The sequence below is a fragment of the Streptomyces actinomycinicus genome (assembly GCF_016741775.1).
Classification (GTDB): domain Bacteria; phylum Actinomycetota; class Actinomycetes; order Streptomycetales; family Streptomycetaceae; genus Streptomyces; species Streptomyces actinomycinicus.
The window spans coordinates 220792-240833 of sequence record NZ_JAERRK010000006.1 but is presented as its reverse complement, the minus strand read 5'-3'; the positions used below and the strand labels follow the sequence as shown (position 1 = coordinate 240833).

Sequence of the window (20042 nt, the reverse complement as noted above, 5' to 3'; positions counted from 1 at the left end):
TGTGTGAGGCTGTGCCCCATGCCTGTCGTACGTGACCTGCGCCTGCTGTTGCGTCTGCGGTACTTCCGGCGCCTGCTGTCCGTCCGCCTCCTGTCCCAGGGAGCCGACGGCGTCTACCAGGTCGCGCTCGCCGCGTACGTCGTCTTCTCCCCGGAGAAACAGACGTCGGCCACCGCGATCGCATCGGCGATGGCGGTCCTGCTGCTCCCCTACTCACTGGTGGGCCCCTTCGCGGGCGTCCTGCTGGACCGCTGGCGTCGCCGGCAGGTCTTCCTCTACGGCAATCTGCTGCGCGCCCTGCTGGCCACCATCACCGCCGCACTGGTGATCGGCCACGTCCCCGACTGGCTCTTCTACGTCTCCGCGCTGTGCGTCACGGCCGTCAACCGCTTCGTCCTCGCGGGGCTGTCGGCCGCCCTGCCCCGGGTTGTCGACGCCGAGCGCCTGGTGCTGGCCAATTCGCTCTCCCCGACGGCCGGCACGCTCGCCGCGACCGCCGGCGGGGGCCTGGCCTTCGGCGTACGGCTCCTGGCGTCGGACTCCGATGCCGCAGTGGTGCTGCTCGGCGCGTGCCTGTATCTGTGCGCGAGCCTCTCGTCCCTGAGCCTGCCTCCCGATCTGCTAGGCACCGACCGGCACCCGAAGCGACCGCGCCTCGGTACAGCACTCGCGGAGACCGCACGCGAGCTGTCCGCGGCCGTCCGGCACCTTTGCACACCCCGACGCAGGGAGGCGGCCTGGGCCTTGGCCGCGATGACGCTGATGCGCTTCTGCTACGGCGCTCTGCTCGTCCTGGTCCTCATGCTCTGCCGCTACGCCCTGTCCGACACCCCTGAAGAGGGGCTAGGCCTGCTCGGGCTGGCGTTGGCGCTGTCCGGCGCCGGGTTCTTCGCGGCGGCCGTGCTGACGCCCTGGGCCGCGGAACGACTCGGTCCCGGTCGCTGGATCGTGGTGTGCTCCGGCACGGCAGCCGTGCTGGAACCCGCCCTGGGTCTTCCGTTCACCACCGGACCCCTCATGGTCGCGGCCTTCGTCCTGGGTCTGATCACCCAAGGCGCCAAGATCTCCACGGACACGATCATCCAGGCGTACGTGGAGGACGACTTCCGTGGCCGGATCTTCTCCGTCTACGACGTCCTTTTCAACGTGGCTTTCGTCGGCGCGGCAGGCGTCGCTGCGCTGATGCTGCCGCCGGACGGACGCTCGGCGGTACTGGTGGTCCTCGTCGCCCTGCTCTACGGAGCGACCGCCACGGCCCTGGCCCGCTTCGAGCGCCGGTGAGCCGACGAGCCGGTTCGCCAGAGAGACCGAGGGGCGATGTTTCACGTGAAACATCGCCCCTCGGGTCGGCGTCCCGGACGGGTGTTTCACGTGAAACATCGCCGGGTCCGCACTCAGCTCTGAGCGGCCCACCACTCCTTGAGAGCGGCCGCCGCGGCCTCGTGGTCCATCGGACCGTGCTCCAGACGCAGCTCCAGCATGTGCTTGTACGCCTTGCCGACGACAGGGCCCGGGCCGACGTCCAGGATCTCCATGATCTGGTTGCCGTCGAGGTCCGGACGGATCGCGTCCAGCTCCTCCTGCTCCTGGAGCTGGGCGATGCGCTCCTCCAGACCGTCGTAGGCCCGGGAGAGCGCAGCAGCCTTCCGCTTGTTCCGCGTGGTGCAGTCGGATCGGGTCAGCTTGTGCAGTCGGTCGAGCAGCGGGCCCGCATCACGGACGTACCGGCGCACCGCCGAGTCCGTCCACTCCCCGGTGCCGTAGCCGTGGAAGCGCAGGTGAAGTTCGACCAGCCGTGAGACGTCCTTCACCAGCTCGTTGGAGTACTTCAAGGCGGTCATGCGCTTCTTGGTCATCTTGGCGCCGACCACCTCGTGGTGGTGGAAGGAGACCCGGCCGTCCTTCTCGAACCGGCGCGTGCGCGGCTTGCCGATGTCGTGGAGCAGCGCGGCCAGCCGGAGCGTGAGGTCGGGGCCCTCCTGCTCCAGCTCGATCGCCTGCTCCAGGACGATCAGCGTGTGCTCGTAGACGTCCTTGTGCCGGTGGTGCTCGTCACGTTCCAGGCGCAGTGCAGGCAGCTCGGGCAGGACGTGACCGGCAAGACCCGTCTCGACGAGGAGCGTGAGGCCCTTGCGCGGAAAGGCGGAGACGATCAGCTTGTTCAGCTCGTCCCGGACCCGCTCCGCCGAGACGATGTCGAGGCGTCCGGACATCTCCGTCATGGCGGTGACGACCTCGGGGGCCACCGCGAAGTCCAGCTGGGCCGCGAACCGGGCGGCCCGCATCATGCGCAGCGGATCGTCCGAGAACGATTCCTCGGGCGTGCCCGGCGTCCGCAGCACACGCTCCGCGAGGTCCTCCAGGCCGCCGTGCGGGTCGATGAAATCCTTCTCCGGCAGCGCCACGGCCATCGCGTTGACCGTGAAGTCACGGCGGACCAGGTCTTCCTCGATGGAGTCTCCGTACGAGACCTCGGGCTTGCGGGAGGTGCGGTCGTACGCCTCCGACCGGTAAGTAGTGATCTCGATCTGGTAGCCGTCCTTGTGCGCGCCCACCGTGCCGAAGGCGATCCCCACCTCCCAGACGGCGTCCGCCCATGGCCGGACGATCTTCAGTACGTCCTCGGGGCGGGCGTCAGTGGTGAAGTCCAGGTCGTTGCCGAGCCGGCCGAGCAGCGCGTCGCGAACCGACCCGCCGACCAGGGCGAGCGAGAAACCGGCCTCCTGGAATCGGCGGGCGAGGTCGTCGGCGACGGGGGCCACCCGCAGCAGCTCGGTGACCGCGCGCTGCTGCGCCTGGCTCAGGGCAGAGGGAGTGTCTTCGTTGGGGTTCGGCACAACAGAAGAGGGTACGTGCCCCGCGCGACCAGGGGCGCCTCCATTACGGTCGCGGGACGGCTCCGGCCATACCCCCGCAAGCGCTGCTCTTGCGGCGTACGACGGCTCTCCCCTTGATACTGGATATAGAGGACAGGTCGTCACCGTCCTTCGATCTTGTGGCGGAGACCGCGGCACTTCCGTTCAGCGCGCATCGTTACCATGCGTGGACGCACATTCCGACGACCACTGACGACGACGAGGGACGGGCGAGCGCGTGGCCGAGGCGGCAGACTTCCAGAGGACCAGTGCCTCACCTGCCCGCCGGTGGCTGCGGCGCGCCGGGGCACTGCTGACCGGGGCGCCGCTGCTGGCCGGCCTGCTCCAGCTGCCCGCCGGGCCCGCACAGGCCGCCACCTCGGACACGGTTTCGGTCTCCGTGGACACGCTCACGCCCAATGCCCCCACCGACGGCGACACGCTGACCGTCTCCGGCACGGTGACCAACCACGGCAAGCAGACCGTCACCGACGCCCACGTGGGCCTCCGGGTGGGCCCCCAGCTGACCACGCGCTCGGACATCGACTCCGTCTCGCGGCACTCCGACGAGCTGCAGAGCAGCACGGGCTCCGAGGTCGGCGACAAGTACGAGGAGAAGTTCGACAAGCTGGCGCCGGGGGTCGCCCAGCACTTCAGCATCTCCGTCCCCGTGGACAAGCTCGACCTCGGCGACGACGGGGTCTACGAGCTGGGGGTCGCCCTGTCCGGCCAGACCTCGGCCCAGCGCTGGGACCAGGTGCTCGGCATCCAGCGGACCTTCCTGCCCTGGCAGCCGTCCGATGCGGACACCAAGACCAAGACGACATTCCTGTGGCCACTGATCTCCACGGTCCACATGACGGCGAAGACGGGCGCGGGCGACCTCCAGACGCCCGAGTTCCTCAACGACGACCTGGCCAAGGAACTGGCGCCCGGCGGCCGGCTGGCCCAGATGGTGGAGCTGGGCAAGGACCTGGACGTCACCTGGGTGATCGACCCGGACCTGCTGGCCTCGGTCGACGCGATGGCCGTGGGCAACTACCGGATCCAGAGCGGCGCGGGCACCAGCACGCCCGGCTCCCGGGAGAACCAGGGCCTCGCGAAGCAGTGGCTGGCGAACCTGCAGAAGGCGGTGACGGGCAAGGAGGTCGTCGCGCTGCCCTTCGCCGATCCCGACCTGGCCGCCCTCGCCCACAACGGCACCAGCGTCACCGGCTCGCTCAGCCACCTCAAGGACGCCACCGACGTCGCCGCGATCACCGTCAAGACCGTGCTCCATGTCACGCCGACCACCGACTTCGCGTGGCCCGTGGACGGCGCCGTGGACCCGTCGATCATGAAGGTCGCGACCTCCGCCGGTGCCGACCGGGTGATCACCCGCAGCGACAGCCTCCAGGAGACCTCCGGTCTCTCGTACACGCCGTCCGCCGCCCGCCCGGTCGGCGGTGGCACCACGGCGGTGGTCGCCGACGCCCGGCTGTCCACGGCGTTCGACAACGATCTGACGAAGGCGGGCCCGGCCACCCTCGCCGTGCAGAGGTTCCTGGCCCAGAGCCTGGAGCTGAACGCGCAGACGGACCGGCAGCGCAGCATCGTCGTCGTGCCGCAGCGCATGCCCAGCGCCAGCCAGGCACAGGCGATGGCGGCGGCGCTGCGAGCGCTTCAGGGCGGCACCTGGTCGCAGTCCCAGGACCTCACGGCGGCGGCCAAGGACAAGCCCGACCCGGGCGCCACCACGCGCATCCCGTCGGCGTCCTCCTACCCCGCCTCGCTGCGCCGGCAGGAGCTGCCGCAGGCGGCCTTCGAGCAGATCGCCCGCACCCAGGGCAAGCTCGACAACTTCCGGGTGGTCCTCACCGACCAGTCCCGCGTGGTCACCCCCTTCGGACGCGCCATAAACCGGGAGATGTCCACGTCCTGGCGCGGCCGGAGCAGTGAGGCGGAAAGCTACCGCGGCGGGGTGGAGGCGTGGCTCGACGAGCTGACCGAGCAGGTCAAGCTGATCGAGAAGTCCGAGACCAAGCTCTCGGGCCGCAGCGCCACCATCCCCGTGACCGTGCAGAACAACCTCGTCCAGCCGGTCGGCCACCTGGTGCTGCGTCTCACCTCCACCATGCCGACCCGTCTGAAGATCGGCGGCAAGGCCTACTCCGAGCAGCGCGTGGAGATCTCCGGCGGGCACAGCCAGTCGGTGAAGTTCACCACCTCCGCCAACGCCAACGGCCGGGTCGGAGTGATCGCCCAGCTCTACACCGAGGACGGCCGCAAGTACGGCGACGCCGTGACCTTCGACGTGAAGGTCACGGAGGTCACGCCCACTGTGATGCTCGTCATCGGTGGTGGCGTCCTGCTCCTCGTCCTCGCCGGCTTCCGTATGTACACGCAGCGCAAGCGGGCCGCCGCCCGGCAGGCCGGGGAGGGCGGCCCCGGCACGGCGGAGGAGGGCCCCGACGAGCCCGGGAACCCCGAGGGGCCCGGGGACCGTCTCCCGGAGGAGTCCGGCTCCTCCTCCGGGGCGGACGACCCGGAGCAGCCGAGTGACCCTGCGCCGGACACCGCACCGGAAAACGCCGACCCGTCCGGGACGGGTGAGAGAGTGGACCGTTGAGCGATGTCGTGGCCGGTGGGCCCGGGACGATGAGGTGGGGTAAGCATGAACGCGCCGTACGACGGTGACCGCGGCCATGGCGCGGCCGGCTCGGGCTACCCCGCGCCGCCGCCCGAGCCCGGCCAGGTGCCGCCGCAGCCCGCGGCGGACATGTACCTCCAGGACGCCTACGAGCAGGACCCCTACCGGTCCCAGGACCTGTCGGCCCAGGACCCGGTCGCCGAGGCGCTCTACGACCGTGCCGCGCACCCCCCGCCGCCCCCGGGCACGTACGACGCCCAGCAGCCGCTGTACGCGCAGCCGGGCCAGTCCCAGTACGGCCCGGACCCGCGGGTGTGGGCGCAGACCCCGGCACCCGAGCCTGGCGGTGCCACCCCGTACATGCCTTACGGCGAGGACCCGCGCACGACCCAGTTCGTCGGCGTGGACGACCTGGTCTCGCACTCCGGCGAGGAGTACCACGAGCCGGACGCCTTCGCGCACCTCTTCAAGGACCAGCAGCACAGCGGCGGGCATGCGCCCATGGACCCCCCGGCCGTCCCGGGCCCGGCCGCGCCGGGCAACGGATACGGTCCCGCCGGCCAGTACCCGCAGCCGCAGGGGCAGAACCCGCGGCAGGGCGCCCCGTACACCGGTGCCTCGTTCCCGGCCGGCCCCTCCGCCGCCGGGCAGCCCGTACAGCCGCCGGTGCCCGCCCCGGCCGCCGCTCCGGATCCCGTCGGTCCCCTCGGGGCCGGTGAGCCGGCGTCTCCCACGGCCGGCGAGGCTCCCGCTGCTCCCGCCAAGAAGGGCGGGCGGGCCACCGGGCTGCTGAAGTCCAGTGCCGTGATGGCGGCGGGCACGATGGTCTCCCGCCTCACCGGCTTCATCCGCTCCGCGCTGATCGCCGCCGCGCTGGGCCTCGGCTTCCTCGCCGACTCCTTCCAGGTGGCCTACCAGCTGCCGACGATGATCTACATCCTCACCGTCGGCGGTGGTCTGAACTCCGTGTTCGTGCCGCAGCTGGTGCGGTCGATGAAGGAGGACGAGGACGGCGGCGAGGCCTTCGCCAACCGGCTGCTGACCCTGGTGATGGTGGCACTCGCCGCCCTGACCGGGCTCGCGATGTTCGCCGCACCGCTGCTGGTGCGATTGCTGGCCAACCCGGTGGCCAGCGACCCGGCGGCCAACGAGGTCGCGGTCACCTTCACCCGCTACTTCCTGCCCTCGATCTTCTTCATGGGCATCCATGTGGTGATGGGCCAGATCCTCAACGCGCGCGGGAAGTTCGGCGCGATGATGTGGACCCCGGTACTGAACAACATCGTCATCATCGTGACGCTCGGCATGTTCATCTGGGTCTACGGCACCGCCGCCAACTCCCACATGGACGTCACCAGCATCCCCCCGGAGGGCCAGCGGCTCATCGGCGTCGGTGTGCTGCTCGGCCTGGTCGTCCAGGCACTGGCGATGATCCCCTACCTGCGTGAGACAGGCTTCCGGATCCGGCTGCGCTTCGACTGGAAGGGCCACGGCCTGGGCAAGGCCGCGATGCTCGCCAAGTGGACGGTGCTGTTCGTCCTCGCCAACCAGGCCGGCGCCATGGTCGTCACCCAGCTGTCCACCGCCGCCGGCAAGGACTCCGGGGTCAAGGGCACCGGCATCGCCGCCTACGCCAACGCCCAGCTGATCTGGGGCCTGCCCCAGGCCATCATCACCGTGTCCCTGATGGCCGCCCTGCTGCCGCGCCTCTCGCGCTCGGCCGCCGAGGGCGATTCCGGCGCCGTCCGCGACGACATCTCGCAGGGTCTGCGCACCACCGCGGTCGCCATCGTGCCGATCGCCTTCGGGTTCGTCTCGCTCGGCATCCCGATGTGCACGCTGATCTTCGGTTCGGCAGGCACCTTCGCGGCCACCAACATGGGGTACATGCTGATGGCCTTCGGCCTCGGCCTGATCCCCTACTCCGTGCAGTACGTCGTCCTGCGCGCGTTCTACGCCTATGAGGACACCCGCACCCCCTTCTACAACACGGTCATCGTGGCGGCGGTCAACGCGGGCGCCTCGGCGCTCTGCTACTTCCTGCTGCCGTCGCGCTGGGCGGTCGCCGGCATGGCCGCCGCCTACGGCCTCGCCTACGCCGTCGGTGTGGGCGTCGCCTGGCGGCGGCTGCACAAGCGCCTGGGCGGCGACCTGGACGGGTCCCGGGTGCTGCGTACGTACGCGCGGCTGGGCATCGCCTCGGTGCCGGCGGCCCTGCTCAGCGGTGCTGCCTGCTACGGCATCGGCCACACCCTCGGCCAGGGTGTGATCGGCTCCTTCAGCGCGCTGCTCGCCGGCGGTGTCGTCCTGTTCGGCGTCTTCTTCGTCGCCGCCCGCCGGATGCGCATCGAGGAGCTGAACTCGCTCGTGGGTATGGTGCGCGGGCGTCTGGGTCGTTGAGGCGGGGGTAGGCGCACAACCATCGTCCGCGGCTGTGTGTCGTGCATAGCGGCGGACTGTGGGCACAATTGGTTTCGGCGTCGGACAGCGTGCAACGGATGGGGAGGCAGGGACGACGGTGGCGGAACGGAGTACGGCTGCCGTCGACGTGGCAGACAACAGCGGTGAACCGCCGCTGACCGCCAAGGCGGACCAGCCCACGGCCGACGGGGTGGCCAAGAACCCGGAGCGGGACACGGACAGCGACAACACGCAGGGGAGCGGCGCAGCCGAGGGTCCCGGAAAGAAGGCTTCGCCTCCGGAACTGCACAGCGGTCACAAGCTGGCCAGACGCTACCGGCTGGAGGAATGCGTCACCCGTCTGGACGGATTCAGCAGCTGGCGTGCGGTCGACGAGAAACTCCGTCGTGCCGTCGGTGTGCACGTGCTGCCCGCGGACCACGTCAGGGCCCGTTCCGTCCTTGCTGCCGCCCGTTCCTCCGCGCTGCTCGGCGACCCGCGGTTCGTCCAGGTCCTCGACGCCGTCGAGGAGAACGACCTCGTCTACGTCGTGCACGAGTGGCTCCCCGATGCCACCGAACTGTCCACACTGCTCGCGGCCGGCCCGCTGGAGCCGCACGACGCCTACCAGTTGGTCAGTCAGGTCTCCTCCGCCATGGCTGCCGCCCACCGCGAGGGCCTCGCCCATCTGCGGCTCAACCCGAATGCGGTCCTGCGCGCCTCGACCGGTCAGTGGCGCATCCGCGGCCTCGCCGTGAACGCGGCCCTGCGCGGCATCAGCTCCGACACCCCGCAGCGCACCGACACCGAGGCCATCGGCGCCCTGCTGTACGCGGCGCTGACCCAGCGCTGGCCGTACGAGAACGATGCCTACGGCCTCTCCGGCCTGCCCAAGGACATCGGTCTCATCGCCCCGGACCAGGTGCGCGCCGGTATCCACCGCGGACTGTCCGAGCTGGCCATGCGGGCCCTCGTCAACGACGGCGCGACGGCGTCCCGGCATGAGGCTCCGTGCACCACCCCGGAGGAGCTGGTCAAGGCGATCGGCGAGATGCCGCGCATCCGCCCGCCGGAGCCGGCGTTCACGGCGCCGCCTGAGTACCAGCGCACCACCTACCAGCAGGGCACCTACGGCCGTCAGGCGCCGCATCCCGGCGCCACTCAGCCGATCGCACCCCCGCCGCCCCCTCTGCAGAGCCGCACCGGCAAGGCCCTGAAATGGGCGGTGTCGGCCCTTCTCATCGCCGCCCTGGGTCTGGGCAGCTGGCAGCTGGCGGACGCCCTGATGGGCCCGAGCGACAAGTCGGACGACACCCACAAGGGCCAGACGACGGACGGCGGCGACAAGAACGCCCCGAAGCCGAAGCCGAAGCCGATAGCGATCCAGGGGAGCCAGGAGTTCATCGCCGAGGGCGGTGCCCAGAACCGCGGTGCCGAACCGAAAACCTACGACGGCGACGCGTCGACGTACTGGAAGACCAAGAGCTTCACCGAGGGGCCGGCGATTGCGCCCTACAAGCCGGGCGTCGGCGTCGTGTACGACCTCGGCTCGGCGAAGCAGCTCAGCACCGCCACCCTCGACCTGCGCTACGGCGGTGACCACACGACGGTCGAGCTGTACGCTGCGGACTCGCTGACGCCGGCGTCACTCGACTCCATGACGAAGATCGGCAGCGTCACGACCACGGGCACCACCGCTGCGGTGAAGGTCACCAAGCCGGTCAAGACGCAGTACGTCCTCGTCTGGCTGACGGCCGTGCCCAACTCGGGGTATGACGCCACCCTGTACGCCAGTGCCGGCTGGAAGCAGGCCATCGGCGAAGTGAAGTTCACGGGCTGACGTCTCACCCGGACCGGAGGGGGCAGATGGCGGAAGGCGCCGGATACGACGGAGTGGGCGACAGGGACCTACTCGCCCGCCACGTGGAAGGCGATCCCGATGCCTTCGGTGAGCTGGTGCGGCGGCATCGGGACCGTCTCTGGGCGGTCGCACTGCGCACCCTGGGCGACCGCGAGGAGGCCGCCGACGCGGTCCAGGACGCCCTGGTGTCCGCCTACCGGGCCGCCCACACCTTCCGAGGCCAGTCGGCGGTCACGACGTGGCTGCACCGGATCACCGTGAACGCCTGCCTGGACCGGGTCCGCAAGGCGGCCTCACGGAAGACGGCTCCGGTCGACGACACCGAGCGGCTGGAGCAGCTGCTGGAACCGCACGAGTCCGCCTCTGCGCCGGCCGAACGGAACGACGTGCAGCGCCAGCTCCTCGAGGCGCTCGGCACCCTCCCGCCGGAGCAGCGGGCCGCCCTGGTCCTCGTGGACATGCAGGGATACTCCGTGGCCGAGGCCGCGCAGATCCTGGATGCCCCGACCGGCACCGTGAAGAGCCGCTGCGCCCGCGGCAGGGCCAAACTTCTTCCCCTCCTCACCCATCTGCGGCCCGAAGGCTCCGGAGATCCACGAACCGGTGCCACCGGAGCCGGGAGAGATCCGGACCGAGCCGAGGGGGACGAGGCAGCCGGCCGCACCGGGAGCGGAAAGAAACCCGCCGCGGGACGGAACCGAGGGCAGGGGACATCCGTCCCACCGGCAACGGGGTCATCGAGCGGACGCCCCAGGGGAACGGGGCCGAGCGATTCAGCCGTAGTGAAGGGCGGAGGTGGGCGAGTGTGACTTCCTCGACAGACACAACCGGGCACCCGGACGTCGCGGAGATCTCCGACCTCACCGAGGGCCTTCTCCCACCGGACCGCAGCACCGACGTGCGCCGCCACCTGGACACGTGCGAACTCTGCGCGGACGTGTACGTCTCGGTGGAGGAGATCCGGGGGCTACTGGGTTCCGTGCCGGGACAAGAGCGTATGCCGGACGACGTGGCCCAGCGCATCGATGCCGCCCTTGCCGCCGAGGCAGCGCTGAGCGCTATGGGTGAGGACACCATGGCTGATGTTTCACGTGAAACATCAGCCCCTGTCGAGCACACCGCTGAGCACCCCGCAGCGCGGCCCACTGATTTCCACGCCGACCGATCCCTCGCCCACACCGCCGACAGGCCCGCCGGGCGCCCCCGGACGGCGACCGGGCCGGGACGCAAGGGGCCGGAGCACCGCCGACGCCGCGGTCGTCTCGTCCTGGGTGCCGTACTCACGGCCGCTGTACTGGGTGCCGGGTCGCTGATCATGACCTCGCTCGTGGACAGCGGCGACCATACGACGGCTCACAGCAAGCCCACCCCGTCCGCCGCCGCCTTCTCCGGCGACAGCCTGGAGAACCAGGTACGTGGCCTCCTCACCACCAAGAAGTCCTTGCCCCAGGGCACGGAGAAGCCCCAGCGGGGCCCCGACGGCGAGTCGAACACGCCCGGCTCGACCGATGGCCCGAACACCTTGATCCAGACCGCGGTTCCCGTGCCCGACTGCGTGCGGCAGGCACTCGGTCAGGGAGATGCCGTCCTCGGTGCCAAGACGGGAACGTACGCGGGGAAGGCCGCCTATCTGGTCGTGGTGGCGGACTCCCACGACGGCCGGCACGTCACGGCCTACGTGATCGACGCGGCCTGTGTACAGCAGCAGTCGGCTTCGCCCGGCAAGGTTCTGCTGAAGCAGTCCGTCTCACGTCACTGAGTCGCCGGAACGCCGAGTCGGCTGGAACAATCCTTCGGTCCTACGGGGGCATGCGTGTGCCCGGACACACCGGGAATGCGGGCCCCGTAGGATCCGTTGGGTGGGGTGAGAGTCCCGAAAGGGGCTCGACCCGGTCGACTGACGCAGACCAGAGACGAGGAAACAAGCCGTGAGCGACGTCCGTAACGTGATCATCATCGGCTCCGGGCCCGCAGGCTACACGGCGGCGCTGTACACCGCCCGTGCGTCGCTGAAGCCCTTGGTGTTCGAAGGCGCCGTCACCGCGGGTGGTGCGCTGATGAACACCACCGAGGTGGAGAACTTCCCGGGCTTCCGCGACGGCATCATGGGCCCCGACCTCATGGACAACATGCGGGCCCAGGCCGAGCGCTTCGGCGCCGAGCTGGTTCCGGACGATGTCGTCTCCGTCGATCTGACCGGTGAGATCAAGACCGTCACCGACACCGCGGGCACCGTGCACCGGGCGAAGGCCGTCATCGTCACCACCGGCTCCCAGCACCGCAAGCTGGCCCTGCCGAACGAGGACGCGCTCTCCGGCCGCGGTGTCTCCTGGTGCGCCACCTGTGACGGGTTCTTCTTCAAGGACCAGGACATCGCCGTCATCGGCGGCGGCGACACCGCGATGGAGGAGGCCACCTTCCTCTCGCGGTTCGCCAAGTCCGTGACGATCGTCCACCGCCGGGACACCCTGCGCGCCTCCAAGGCAATGCAGGAGCGCGCCTTCGGGGACCCGAAGGTCAAGTTCGTCTGGGACAGCGAGGTCGCCGAGATCCAGGGCGACCAGAAGCTCTCTGGCCTGACGCTGCGCAATGTCAAGACCGGTGAGCTGTCCGAGCTGCCCGTGACGGGTCTGTTCATCGCCATCGGCCACGACCCGCGTACCGAACTGTTCAAGGGCCAGCTGGACCTGGACGAGGAGGGCTACCTGAAGGTCGCCTCCCCGTCCACGCGCACCAACCTGAGCGGTGTCTTCGCCGCCGGTGACGTGGTCGACCACACGTACCGCCAGGCGATCACCGCGGCCGGTACCGGCTGCTCCGCCGCTCTGGACGCCGAGCGTTTCCTCGCAGCGCTCGCGGACGAGGAGCAGGCGGAGCCCGAGAAGACCGCCGCCGTCTGACCTTCCCCCCTCTCTCCCCTCCCGACGCACGACCAAGGTAAGGAGCCCGCCGTGGCCGGCAACCTTAAGACTGTGACTGACGATTCCTTCGACCAGGACGTCCTGAAGAACGACAAGCCCGTCCTGGTCGACTTCTGGGCAGCCTGGTGCGGCCCGTGCCGTCAGATCGCCCCCTCCCTGGAGGCGATCGCGGCCGAGTACGGCGACAAGATTGAGATCGTCAAGCTCAACATCGACGAGAACCCGAACACGGCCGCCAAGTACGGCGTCATGTCGATCCCGACCCTGAACGTCTACCAGGCCGGCGAGGTCGCCAAGACCATCGTCGGCGCCAAGCCCAAGGCCGCGCTCCTCCGCGACCTCGAAGAGTTCATCGCCGAGTGACGTTTCACGTGAAACACGAATGGGCCAACCCTCGCGGGTTGGCCCATTCGCTTTAGATAGGGCCCTCGTCCGCTGCCGTACGGCTGCTACAGCGGCCTCAGCGCGGGCTCCTTCTGGACCGCGCCCAGGAGCCGGTCGAGTGCCATCTCCACGTCTTCCTTCCAGGAGAGCGTGGACCGCAGTTCCAGCCTCAGCCGCGGGTGCGTGGGATGCTGCCGGACCGTCTTGAAGCCGACGGCCAGCAGATGATCGGCAGGCAGCAGACAGGCGGGCTCCTTCCAGCGGGCATCGCCGAACGCCTCGATGGCCTTGAAGCCCCGGCGCAGCAGATCTTTGGCGACCGTCTGTACAAGCACCCGGCCGAGCCCCTGCCCTTGATAGCCGGGCATGACGAAGGCCGTCATCAGCTGGACCGCGTCCGGTGAGACCGGGCTCGTGGGAAATGCCGTGGAACGCGGGACATAGGCCGGCGGCGCGTAGAGGACGAAGCCGGCCGGCACGTCATCGACGTAGACCACCCGGCCGCACGATCCCCAGTCCAGCAGCACGGCGGAGATCCAGCCTTCCTTCTCCAGCGCGGACGTGCCGCCCGTCACCGCCGCTTCGCCGCTGACGGGATCGAGTTCCCAGAAGACACACGAGCGGCAGCGTGGGGGAAGGTCCTGAAGGTTGTCCAGCGTGAGCGGCACGAGCCGACGCCCCATGAAGGCTGATCCTCACTTCCTTCGCCCGCCGCGTCCAGAGCGGCCGTCAGAGCGGCCGTCAGAGCGCTTCTCTCCCTGAGCAGGCTGCCGACGAACCCGCCGACGGCTCCGAGGCCCAGACCCGCGCTCAGCAGTCCGGTGCGGCTCATCGATCCCATGGCCCCTGTCTCCCCACTCAGAGATGCAGATGCTGTCCGGTGGTTGCGCCATAGCTGTTCGCATCGTATCCACGATGGGATTCGCTCGATACCGTCCCAAAGCAAAGAGCGGGCCGTGTTCCGGAAGACACCGGACACAGCCCGCTCCAGCACACTGCGGGACGGCGCCGATCGAGGATCAGTCGTCCTCGGTGTCGCTCTCCTGGAGGCTCTTCTGCAGGGCCAGCTTCTCACCCGGGGCGAGCGTGCTGAGGATCCGCTCGAGGTCGTCCGCGGAGGCGAACTCGACCGTGATCTTGCCCTTCTTCTGCCCCAGTTCGACCTTCACGCGCGTCTCGAAGCGGTCCGAGAGCCGGGTGGCCAGCTCACTGAGTGCCGGCGAGGGCACGGAGCCGGCCCGGGGTCCCCGGGACCGCGAGGCCTTCTGCGGCCGGGAGCCCATGAGCGTCACGATCTCTTCCACGGACCGCACCGACAGGCCCTCGGCCACGATCCGGTGAGCCAGACGGTCCTGCTCCTCGGAGTCCTCGACGGCCAGCAGCGCCCGGGCGTGCCCGGCCGAGAGCACTCCCGCGGCCACCCGCTTCTGCACGGTCGGCGACAGCTTCAGCAGCCGCAGGGTGTTGGAGACCTGTGGACGGGAACGCCCGATCCGGTCGGCCAGCTGATCGTGCGTGCAGTTGAAGTCCTTCAGCAGCTGGTCGTAGGCAGCCGCCTCTTCGATCGGGTTCAGCTGTGCGCGGTGCAGGTTCTCCAGCAGCGCGTCCAGGAGGAGCTTCTCGTCGTCGGTGGCCCGAACGATGGCCGGGATGGCCTCCAGGCCGGCCTCGCGGCAGGCGCGCCAGCGGCGCTCACCCATGATCAGCTCGTAGCGGCCGGGACCCAGCTGCCGTACCACGACGGGCTGGAGAAGGCCGACTTCCTGGATGGAAGTGACCAGCTCCTGCAGCGCGTCCTCGTCGAAGATCTCACGGGGCTGACGCGGGTTCGGCGTGATGGCGTCGAGCGGGATCTCCGCGAAGTGAGCGCCCATCGGAGGCGCGGGCACCTCCTGCACCGGGCTCGCCGGGGCTTCCTCCGTCTCCTGGAGAACAGGCGGCAGCGTGGCCACCTTTGCCGCGGCCACCCCGCGGTCCGTCGTCAGCACCGGGACGGCCGCCGGGGAGGCAGATGCTCCGCTGCCCATGGCTGGCGGCGCCGGGTTCTTCTCGGTCGGGGCAGCGGGGATCAGTGCGCCGAGACCACGGCCCAGACCCCTCCGTCGCTCACTCACTGGATGCCCTCCACCATGCTCGGGTCGTTCTGGGCGCCGATGTGGGCCTGGCTCGCGTCGTAGCTGATGCCAACACCCTTCAGCGCGATTTCTCTGGCCGCCTCAAGATACGAGAGGGCGCCGCTCGATCCTGGATCGTAGGTCAGCACCGTCTGCCCGTAACTCGGCGCCTCGGAGATACGGACCGAGCGGGGAATGCTCGTCCGCAGCACCTCGTCGCCGAAGTGGGTGCGCACCTCTTCCGCGACCTGGGAGGCGAGACGCGTCCGGCCGTCGTACATGGTGAGCAGGATGGTCGACACGTGCAGTGTGGGGTTGAGGTGGCCCCGCACCAGGTCGACATTGCGCAGCAGCTGGCCCAGGCCCTCGAGTGCGTAGTACTCGCACTGGATCGGGATGAGGACCTCCTGGCCGGCGACCAATGCGTTGACCGTCAACAGGCCGAGGGAGGGCGGGCAGTCGATGAGGATGTAGTCCAGCGGCTGCTCGTACGCCTGAATCGCCCGCTGCAGCCGGCTCTCGCGAGCCACCAGGGACACCAACTCGATTTCCGCACCGGCGAGATCGATGGTGGCGGGGGCGCAGAAGAGGCCTTCGACATCCGGCACGGGCTGGACAACCTCGGCGAGAGGCTTGCTCTCCACCAACACGTCATAGATGGAGGGGACTTCCGCGTGGTGGTCGATCCCCAGGGCCGTGGACGCGTTGCCCTGCGGGTCGAGGTCGATCACCAGGACGCGGCCACCGTGCAGAGCCAGCGAAGCAGCAAGGTTGACGGTCGTGGTCGTCTTGCCCACGCCGCCCTTCTGGTTGGCGACCACGATCACTCGGGTCTGCTCCGGACGCGGCAGACCTTCGCCGGCGCGGCCGAGAGCCTCCACCGCCAGTTGGGCCGCTCGACCGATGGGAGTGTCGTCCATCGGGGACGGTGTTTCACGTGAAACATCCATCCCCATCGACTCGGTACGGGGACCGGGGACCGGATCGGTCATCGGTCCCGCGATGTTGGCGTCGGACCGCAAGGATTCACTCTCCTCGACTTCAGGCTCGCAATGAACAGAGCCTCCCATGTCTTCGGGGTCGTGAACCAGTGAGGCCTGGTGTTCTGTGGAGAAATCCACCTCTGTGGACAACTCCGTGCCACCCGAGGGGTACGGAGCGTCCGGCGTCGGGGACGGAGCGTCCCGGGAGCCGGGAGCCTCCTCCAGTGAGCCGAGAGGCTTTCGGTCGCGGGGTTCGGCCGCGGCGCGGCCGCGACTGATGATGCCGTGCAGCAGTGAGCGACGTTTCACGTGAAACACGATGCACAGCGGCCGCGACCGGACCTCTGCGACACTCCGGCTTGCGTACGTTTGGCAGCTTGTGTGGAGTACGTCTCGCCCTCAGGACGGCCCCCTCAAGACAGACCCCTCAGGACGGATCCCTCAGGACAGACCCCTCAGGACGGATCCCTAAGGACGGATCAGAGACGTTCCCCATCGACTCACCGACGGCGGCGGGCGCGACCGGTACGGGCCGCCTTGGCACGCTTCGCAGCGAAGCGGACACCACCCGGGCTCTCTCCGACCTCTACCCGCACCACGGTCGACAGCGGATCCACCACGCCCTCTCCCACGTGCAGGATGGACGTCTCGACCGCGCCGAGCTTGCTGAGCGCGGTGGCCGCGGCCTTCAGCTCCTCCTCGGCGGTGTCACCCTTGAGCGCGAGCATCTCGCCGTACGGCCGCAGCAGTGGAATGCCCCAGGTGGCCAGGCGGTCCAGCGGGGCCACGGCCCGGGCCGTCACCACATGGACCGGCGGCAGCTTGCCCATGACCTCCTCGGCACGGCCGCGCACCACGGTGACGTGGTCCAGGCCCAGCAGTTCCACGACCTCGGTGAGGAAGTTGGTGCGCCGCAGCAGGGGCTCCAGCAAGGTGATGTTCAGGTCGTCACGGACCAGGGCCAGCGGGATGCCGGGCAGCCCGGCACCGGAGCCGACGTCGCAGACCGTCACGCCCTCCGGGACGGCCTCGGCGAGCACCGCGCAGTTCAGCAGGTGCCGCTCCCACAGGCGGGGCACCTCCCGGGGGCCGATCAGGCCCCGCTGCACGCCCGCCTCGGCGAGCAGCTCCGCATAGCGGACCGCATCGGCGAAGCGATCACCAAACACTTCCCGCGCCTGCTCGGGCACGGGGGGAAGCTCCGCTGCCTCCGTCACGGGGACCGTCCTTCCGTACAGCGCCGGCGCTTCACGCACCGGCCACCAGAACTACCAGGCTGACAAAGTTCGGCCCCGCCTGCTCAACAGACGGGGCCGGTGAAATCAGGGGGCCGATCAGGCCGGCAGTACGACGACGAACCGCTGCGGCTCCTCGCCCTCGGACTCGCTGCGCAGGCCCGCGGACTTGACGGCGTCGTGCACGACCTTGCGCTCGAACGGGGTCATCGGCTTGAGCTTCACGGGCTCGCCGGTGCTCTTCGCCTCGGCGGCGGCCTTGGCGCCCAGCTCGGACAGCTCGGTCCGCTTCTTGGCCCGGTACCCCGCGATGTCCAGCATCAGCCGGCTGCGGTCGCCGGTCTCCCGGTGCACGGCCAGGCGCGTCAGCTCCTGCAGCGCCTCCAGCACCTCGCCGTCCCGGCCGACCAGCTTCTGCAGGTCACGGCCGCCGGTGTCGCTGATGATCGACACGGAGGCGCGGTCGGCCTCGACGTCCATGTCGATGTCGCCGTCGAGGTCGGCGATGTCCAGCAGACCCTCCAGGTAGTCCGCCGCGATCTCACCCTCCTGCTCCAGGCGGGTGAGGGTGTCTGCTCCCTCTGCAGCGGCGGAGGTGGTGCCTTCCGTCACGGGATGGGCTCCTTCTTACTTCTTGGACGGGGACTTGGGCCGCTGCGGGCCACCCTTGCGCTGGCCGGACTGGGCCTTGCTGCGGGTGCCGGAGCCGGGCTTCTCGGGCTGCTTGGCGGCGGCGGGCTTGGCGGCGGGCTTCGCGTCCTCCGGCTCGTCGGACTTCTCCAGCGAGAGGGAGTCACCAGCCTGCTTGGGCCCGCCGGACTGACGCTGAGCCTTGGTCTGACGCCTGGGCTGCTGACGCCGGGCGGCAGTGGCGGTGGCCGTGGTGCCGGCGGCGGCACCGTCCTCGGTCTGAGCGGCGGCCTGAGCCGTGCTCCGCACCACGGTGCCGTCGTTCTGGGCGGCCAGCCCGGCCTTGTTCAGCGCGTTGATGAACTTGCGCTCGAACTCGTTGCGGTCGCGGCCCTTGGTCACGATCGCCTTGACGATGGCCTTCTCGCTGCGCCGACGGATCTTGCCGTGCTGCGTGACGTGCTTGGTGAGGCGCTCGAGGTAGGCGGCCTGGGCCTTGGAACCCGGGGTCGGGTTGTTGTGGATGACGTACATCTGCTGGCCCATGGTCCACACGTTGGTGGTCAGCCAGTAGACGAGGACACCGACCGGGAAGTTCACACCGAAGACGGCGAACATGACCGGGAAGACGTACATCAGCATCTTCTGCTGCTGCATGAACGGCGTCTTCACCGTGGTGTCGACGTTCTTCGTCATCAGCTGGCGCTGCGTGTAGAACTGCGACGCCGACATCAGCACGATCATGATCGCGGTGACGACGCGGACGTCGGTCAGCGATGCGTTCAGCGCGGCGACCTGCTCTTCGCTGCTGAAGAACTTGGCGGCCAGCGGGGCGCCGAAGATGTGCGCGTTCCGCGCGCTCGCGAGCAGACCCTCGTCGATGACGCCGATCTGCTTGCCCGAGGCGATGCCGTTGAGCACGTGGTACAGGGCGAAGAAGAACGGGGACTGCGCCAGGATGGGAAGGCACGAGGAGAGCGGGTTGGTACCCGACTCCTTGTACAGCTTCATCATCTCTTCGGACTGACGCTGTTTGTCGTTCTTGTAGCGCTCCTGGATCTTCTTCATCTCGGGCTGGAGCGTCTGCATGGCCCGAGTGGCCTTGATCTGCTTCACGAAGAGCGGGATCAGGCAGATGCGGATCAGGATCACCAGGGACACGATGGACAGGCCCCAGGCCCAACCTGTGTCAGCGCCGAAGAGGGCGCCGTACACCGTGTGGAACTGGACGATGACCCATGAAACGGGTGTCGTGATGAAGCTGAAGAGGCTGGCAATCGTGTCCACTAATCATGCTCCTTGGGCATGGGACGAGGTCTCTGCGGCCGGGCTCGAAGGCGACTCGGGAACGAGTTTCCCTTCGATGGCCGGTTCGGCGGCGGAGGGCCCGCCCCTGCGTGCGCTCCAGGCGTTGCGCAGCATTTCGTGCCACCGCGGGCGCTTGCGCGGCGGAACATGGTCCACACCGCCGAGCGACCACGGATTGCACCGGAGGATGCGCCAGGCGGTGAGTGCCGTTCCCTTGATCGCACCGTGCCGGTCGATGGCCGTGTAGCCGTAGTGGGAGCACGACGGGTAGTACTTGCACACCGGCCCCAGCAGTGGACTGATCGTCCACTGGTACAGCTTGATCAGAGCCAGCAGCGGGTACTTCATCGCGCGCCCCCTCCCAGCAGCCGCTGAAGGGCGGCGTCCAGGTCTCGGGCCAGCTGTGCGTGGTCTGCGTCGCCCGCTCCGGGCAGCGCTCGTACGACTACCAGGCTACCGGGGGGAAACAGGGCGACTCGGTCACGCATCAGATGGCGCAGTCTGCGCTTCACTGTGTTGCGCACGACCGCGCCACCCACTGCCTTGCTCACGACGAAACCCGCACGCGTCGGGGGAGCGCTCTCCCCAGGCGCGTGCGGGTCCGTGGCACCGCTACGAAGGTGGACGACGAGGGTCGGGCGGCCTGCCCGGCGCCCCCGTCGTACCGCGGTCGCGAAGTCCTCGCGCCGCCTCAGCCGGTTCTCGGTGGGCAGCACGACGTC

17 protein-coding genes are annotated in these 20042 nt (G+C 69.4%); 8 read left to right on the top strand and 9 right to left on the bottom strand.

What is annotated here, in order from left to right:
• Positions 1–18 precede the first annotated feature (18 nt).
• Positions 19–1281, top strand: a complete 1263-nt coding sequence (locus JK359_RS14950; protein ID WP_201835757.1) for an MFS transporter — start codon at positions 19–21, stop codon at positions 1279–1281.
• Positions 1282–1394: 113 nt separating this feature from the next.
• Here the strand turns inward: JK359_RS14950 and JK359_RS14945 are convergent, their stop codons facing one another.
• Positions 1395–2837: a CCA tRNA nucleotidyltransferase gene (locus tag JK359_RS14945; protein WP_201835755.1), complete on the bottom strand. Its 1443-nt coding sequence runs from the start codon at positions 2835–2837 to the stop codon at positions 1395–1397.
• A 256-nt stretch (positions 2838–3093) separates the two neighbouring features.
• Between JK359_RS14945 and JK359_RS14940 the strand changes: the two genes are divergently transcribed.
• From JK359_RS14940 to trxA, 7 genes are all read left to right on the top strand, one after another.
• A complete protein-coding gene (locus tag JK359_RS14940) occupies positions 3094–5463 on the top strand; it encodes a DUF6049 family protein (RefSeq protein ID WP_201835753.1) in 2370 nt (789 codons plus the stop codon).
• Between the two features lie 45 nt (positions 5464–5508).
• Positions 5509–7884: a murein biosynthesis integral membrane protein MurJ gene (murJ, locus tag JK359_RS14935; RefSeq protein WP_201835751.1), complete on the top strand. Its 2376-nt coding sequence runs from the start codon at positions 5509–5511 to the stop codon at positions 7882–7884.
• Between the two features lie 118 nt (positions 7885–8002).
• Positions 8003–9724, top strand: coding sequence for a protein kinase family protein (locus tag JK359_RS14930; protein ID WP_201835749.1), 1722 nt, complete (start codon positions 8003–8005; stop codon positions 9722–9724).
• 26 nt (positions 9725–9750) lie between these two features.
• On the top strand, positions 9751–10554 hold the full coding sequence (gene sigM / locus JK359_RS14925; RefSeq protein ID WP_201835747.1) for an RNA polymerase sigma factor SigM: 804 nt from the start codon (positions 9751–9753) through the stop codon (positions 10552–10554).
• A complete protein-coding gene (locus JK359_RS14920; RefSeq protein ID WP_201835746.1) occupies positions 10551–11504 on the top strand; it encodes an RsmA family anti-sigma factor in 954 nt (317 codons plus the stop codon). Before sigM ends, JK359_RS14920 begins: the two co-directional genes overlap by 4 nt.
• A gap of 169 nt (positions 11505–11673) precedes the next feature.
• Complete coding sequence (gene trxB, locus JK359_RS14915) at positions 11674–12645, top strand: thioredoxin-disulfide reductase (protein WP_201835745.1); 972 nt, start codon at positions 11674–11676, stop codon at positions 12643–12645.
• 51 nt (positions 12646–12696) lie between these two features.
• Positions 12697–13029 carry a thioredoxin gene (gene trxA, locus JK359_RS14910; RefSeq protein WP_201835744.1) on the top strand — a complete coding sequence of 111 codons (333 nt, stop codon included), beginning with the start codon at positions 12697–12699 and terminating at the stop codon, positions 13027–13029.
• A gap of 86 nt (positions 13030–13115) precedes the next feature.
• Here the strand turns inward: trxA and JK359_RS14905 are convergent, their stop codons facing one another.
• The 8 genes from JK359_RS14905 to rnpA all read right to left on the bottom strand — a co-directional run bounded on the left by JK359_RS14905 (position 13116) and on the right by rnpA (position 20036).
• Entirely contained in the window at positions 13116–13733 is a 618-nt protein-coding gene (locus JK359_RS14905; RefSeq protein ID WP_201835743.1) for a GNAT family N-acetyltransferase, read from the bottom strand.
• A gap of 336 nt (positions 13734–14069) precedes the next feature.
• A complete protein-coding gene (locus JK359_RS14900) occupies positions 14070–15164 on the bottom strand; it encodes a ParB/RepB/Spo0J family partition protein (RefSeq protein ID WP_201835742.1) in 1095 nt (364 codons plus the stop codon).
• Positions 15161–16234 (bottom strand): ParA family protein, encoded by a 1074-nt coding sequence (locus JK359_RS14895; protein ID WP_201836044.1) that lies wholly within the window; start codon positions 16232–16234, stop codon positions 15161–15163. The genes JK359_RS14900 and JK359_RS14895 overlap by 4 nt, the downstream gene beginning before the upstream one ends.
• A gap of 413 nt (positions 16235–16647) precedes the next feature.
• Entirely contained in the window at positions 16648–17364 is a 717-nt protein-coding gene (rsmG, locus tag JK359_RS14890; protein ID WP_201835740.1) for a 16S rRNA (guanine(527)-N(7))-methyltransferase RsmG, read from the bottom strand.
• 117 nt (positions 17365–17481) lie between these two features.
• Positions 17482–17994 carry a Jag family protein gene (locus JK359_RS14885; protein WP_201835738.1) on the bottom strand — a complete coding sequence of 171 codons (513 nt, stop codon included), beginning with the start codon at positions 17992–17994 and terminating at the stop codon, positions 17482–17484.
• A gap of 15 nt (positions 17995–18009) precedes the next feature.
• Positions 18010–19299, bottom strand: a complete 1290-nt coding sequence (yidC, locus tag JK359_RS14880) for a membrane protein insertase YidC (RefSeq protein ID WP_201835736.1) — start codon at positions 19297–19299, stop codon at positions 18010–18012.
• 3 nt (positions 19300–19302) lie between these two features.
• Positions 19303–19668, bottom strand: a complete 366-nt coding sequence (gene yidD / locus JK359_RS14875) for a membrane protein insertion efficiency factor YidD (RefSeq protein ID WP_201835734.1) — start codon at positions 19666–19668, stop codon at positions 19303–19305.
• Positions 19665–20036: a ribonuclease P protein component gene (gene rnpA / locus JK359_RS14870; RefSeq protein ID WP_078611778.1), complete on the bottom strand. Its 372-nt coding sequence runs from the start codon at positions 20034–20036 to the stop codon at positions 19665–19667. Before rnpA ends, yidD begins: the two co-directional genes overlap by 4 nt.
• Positions 20037–20042: the final 6 nt, after the last annotated feature.

Bases quoted from the DNA above. Each gene is read 5' to 3' on its own strand.
- yidD (WP_201835734.1), bottom strand. From the start codon at position 19,668: ATGAAGTACCCGCTGCTGGCTCTGATCAAGCTGTACCAGTGGACGATC.
- JK359_RS14950 (WP_201835757.1), top strand. From the start codon at position 19: ATGCCTGTCGTACGTGACCTGCGCCTGCTGTTGCGTCTGCGGTACTTC.
- sigM (WP_201835747.1), top strand. From the start codon at position 9,751: ATGGCGGAAGGCGCCGGATACGACGGAGTGGGCGACAGGGACCTACTC.
- JK359_RS14905 (WP_201835743.1), bottom strand. From the start codon at position 13,733: ATGGGGCGTCGGCTCGTGCCGCTCACGCTGGACAACCTTCAGGACCTT.
- murJ (WP_201835751.1), top strand. From the start codon at position 5,509: ATGAACGCGCCGTACGACGGTGACCGCGGCCATGGCGCGGCCGGCTCG.
- JK359_RS14895 (WP_201836044.1), bottom strand. From the start codon at position 16,234: ATGGGAGGCTCTGTTCATTGCGAGCCTGAAGTCGAGGAGAGTGAATCC.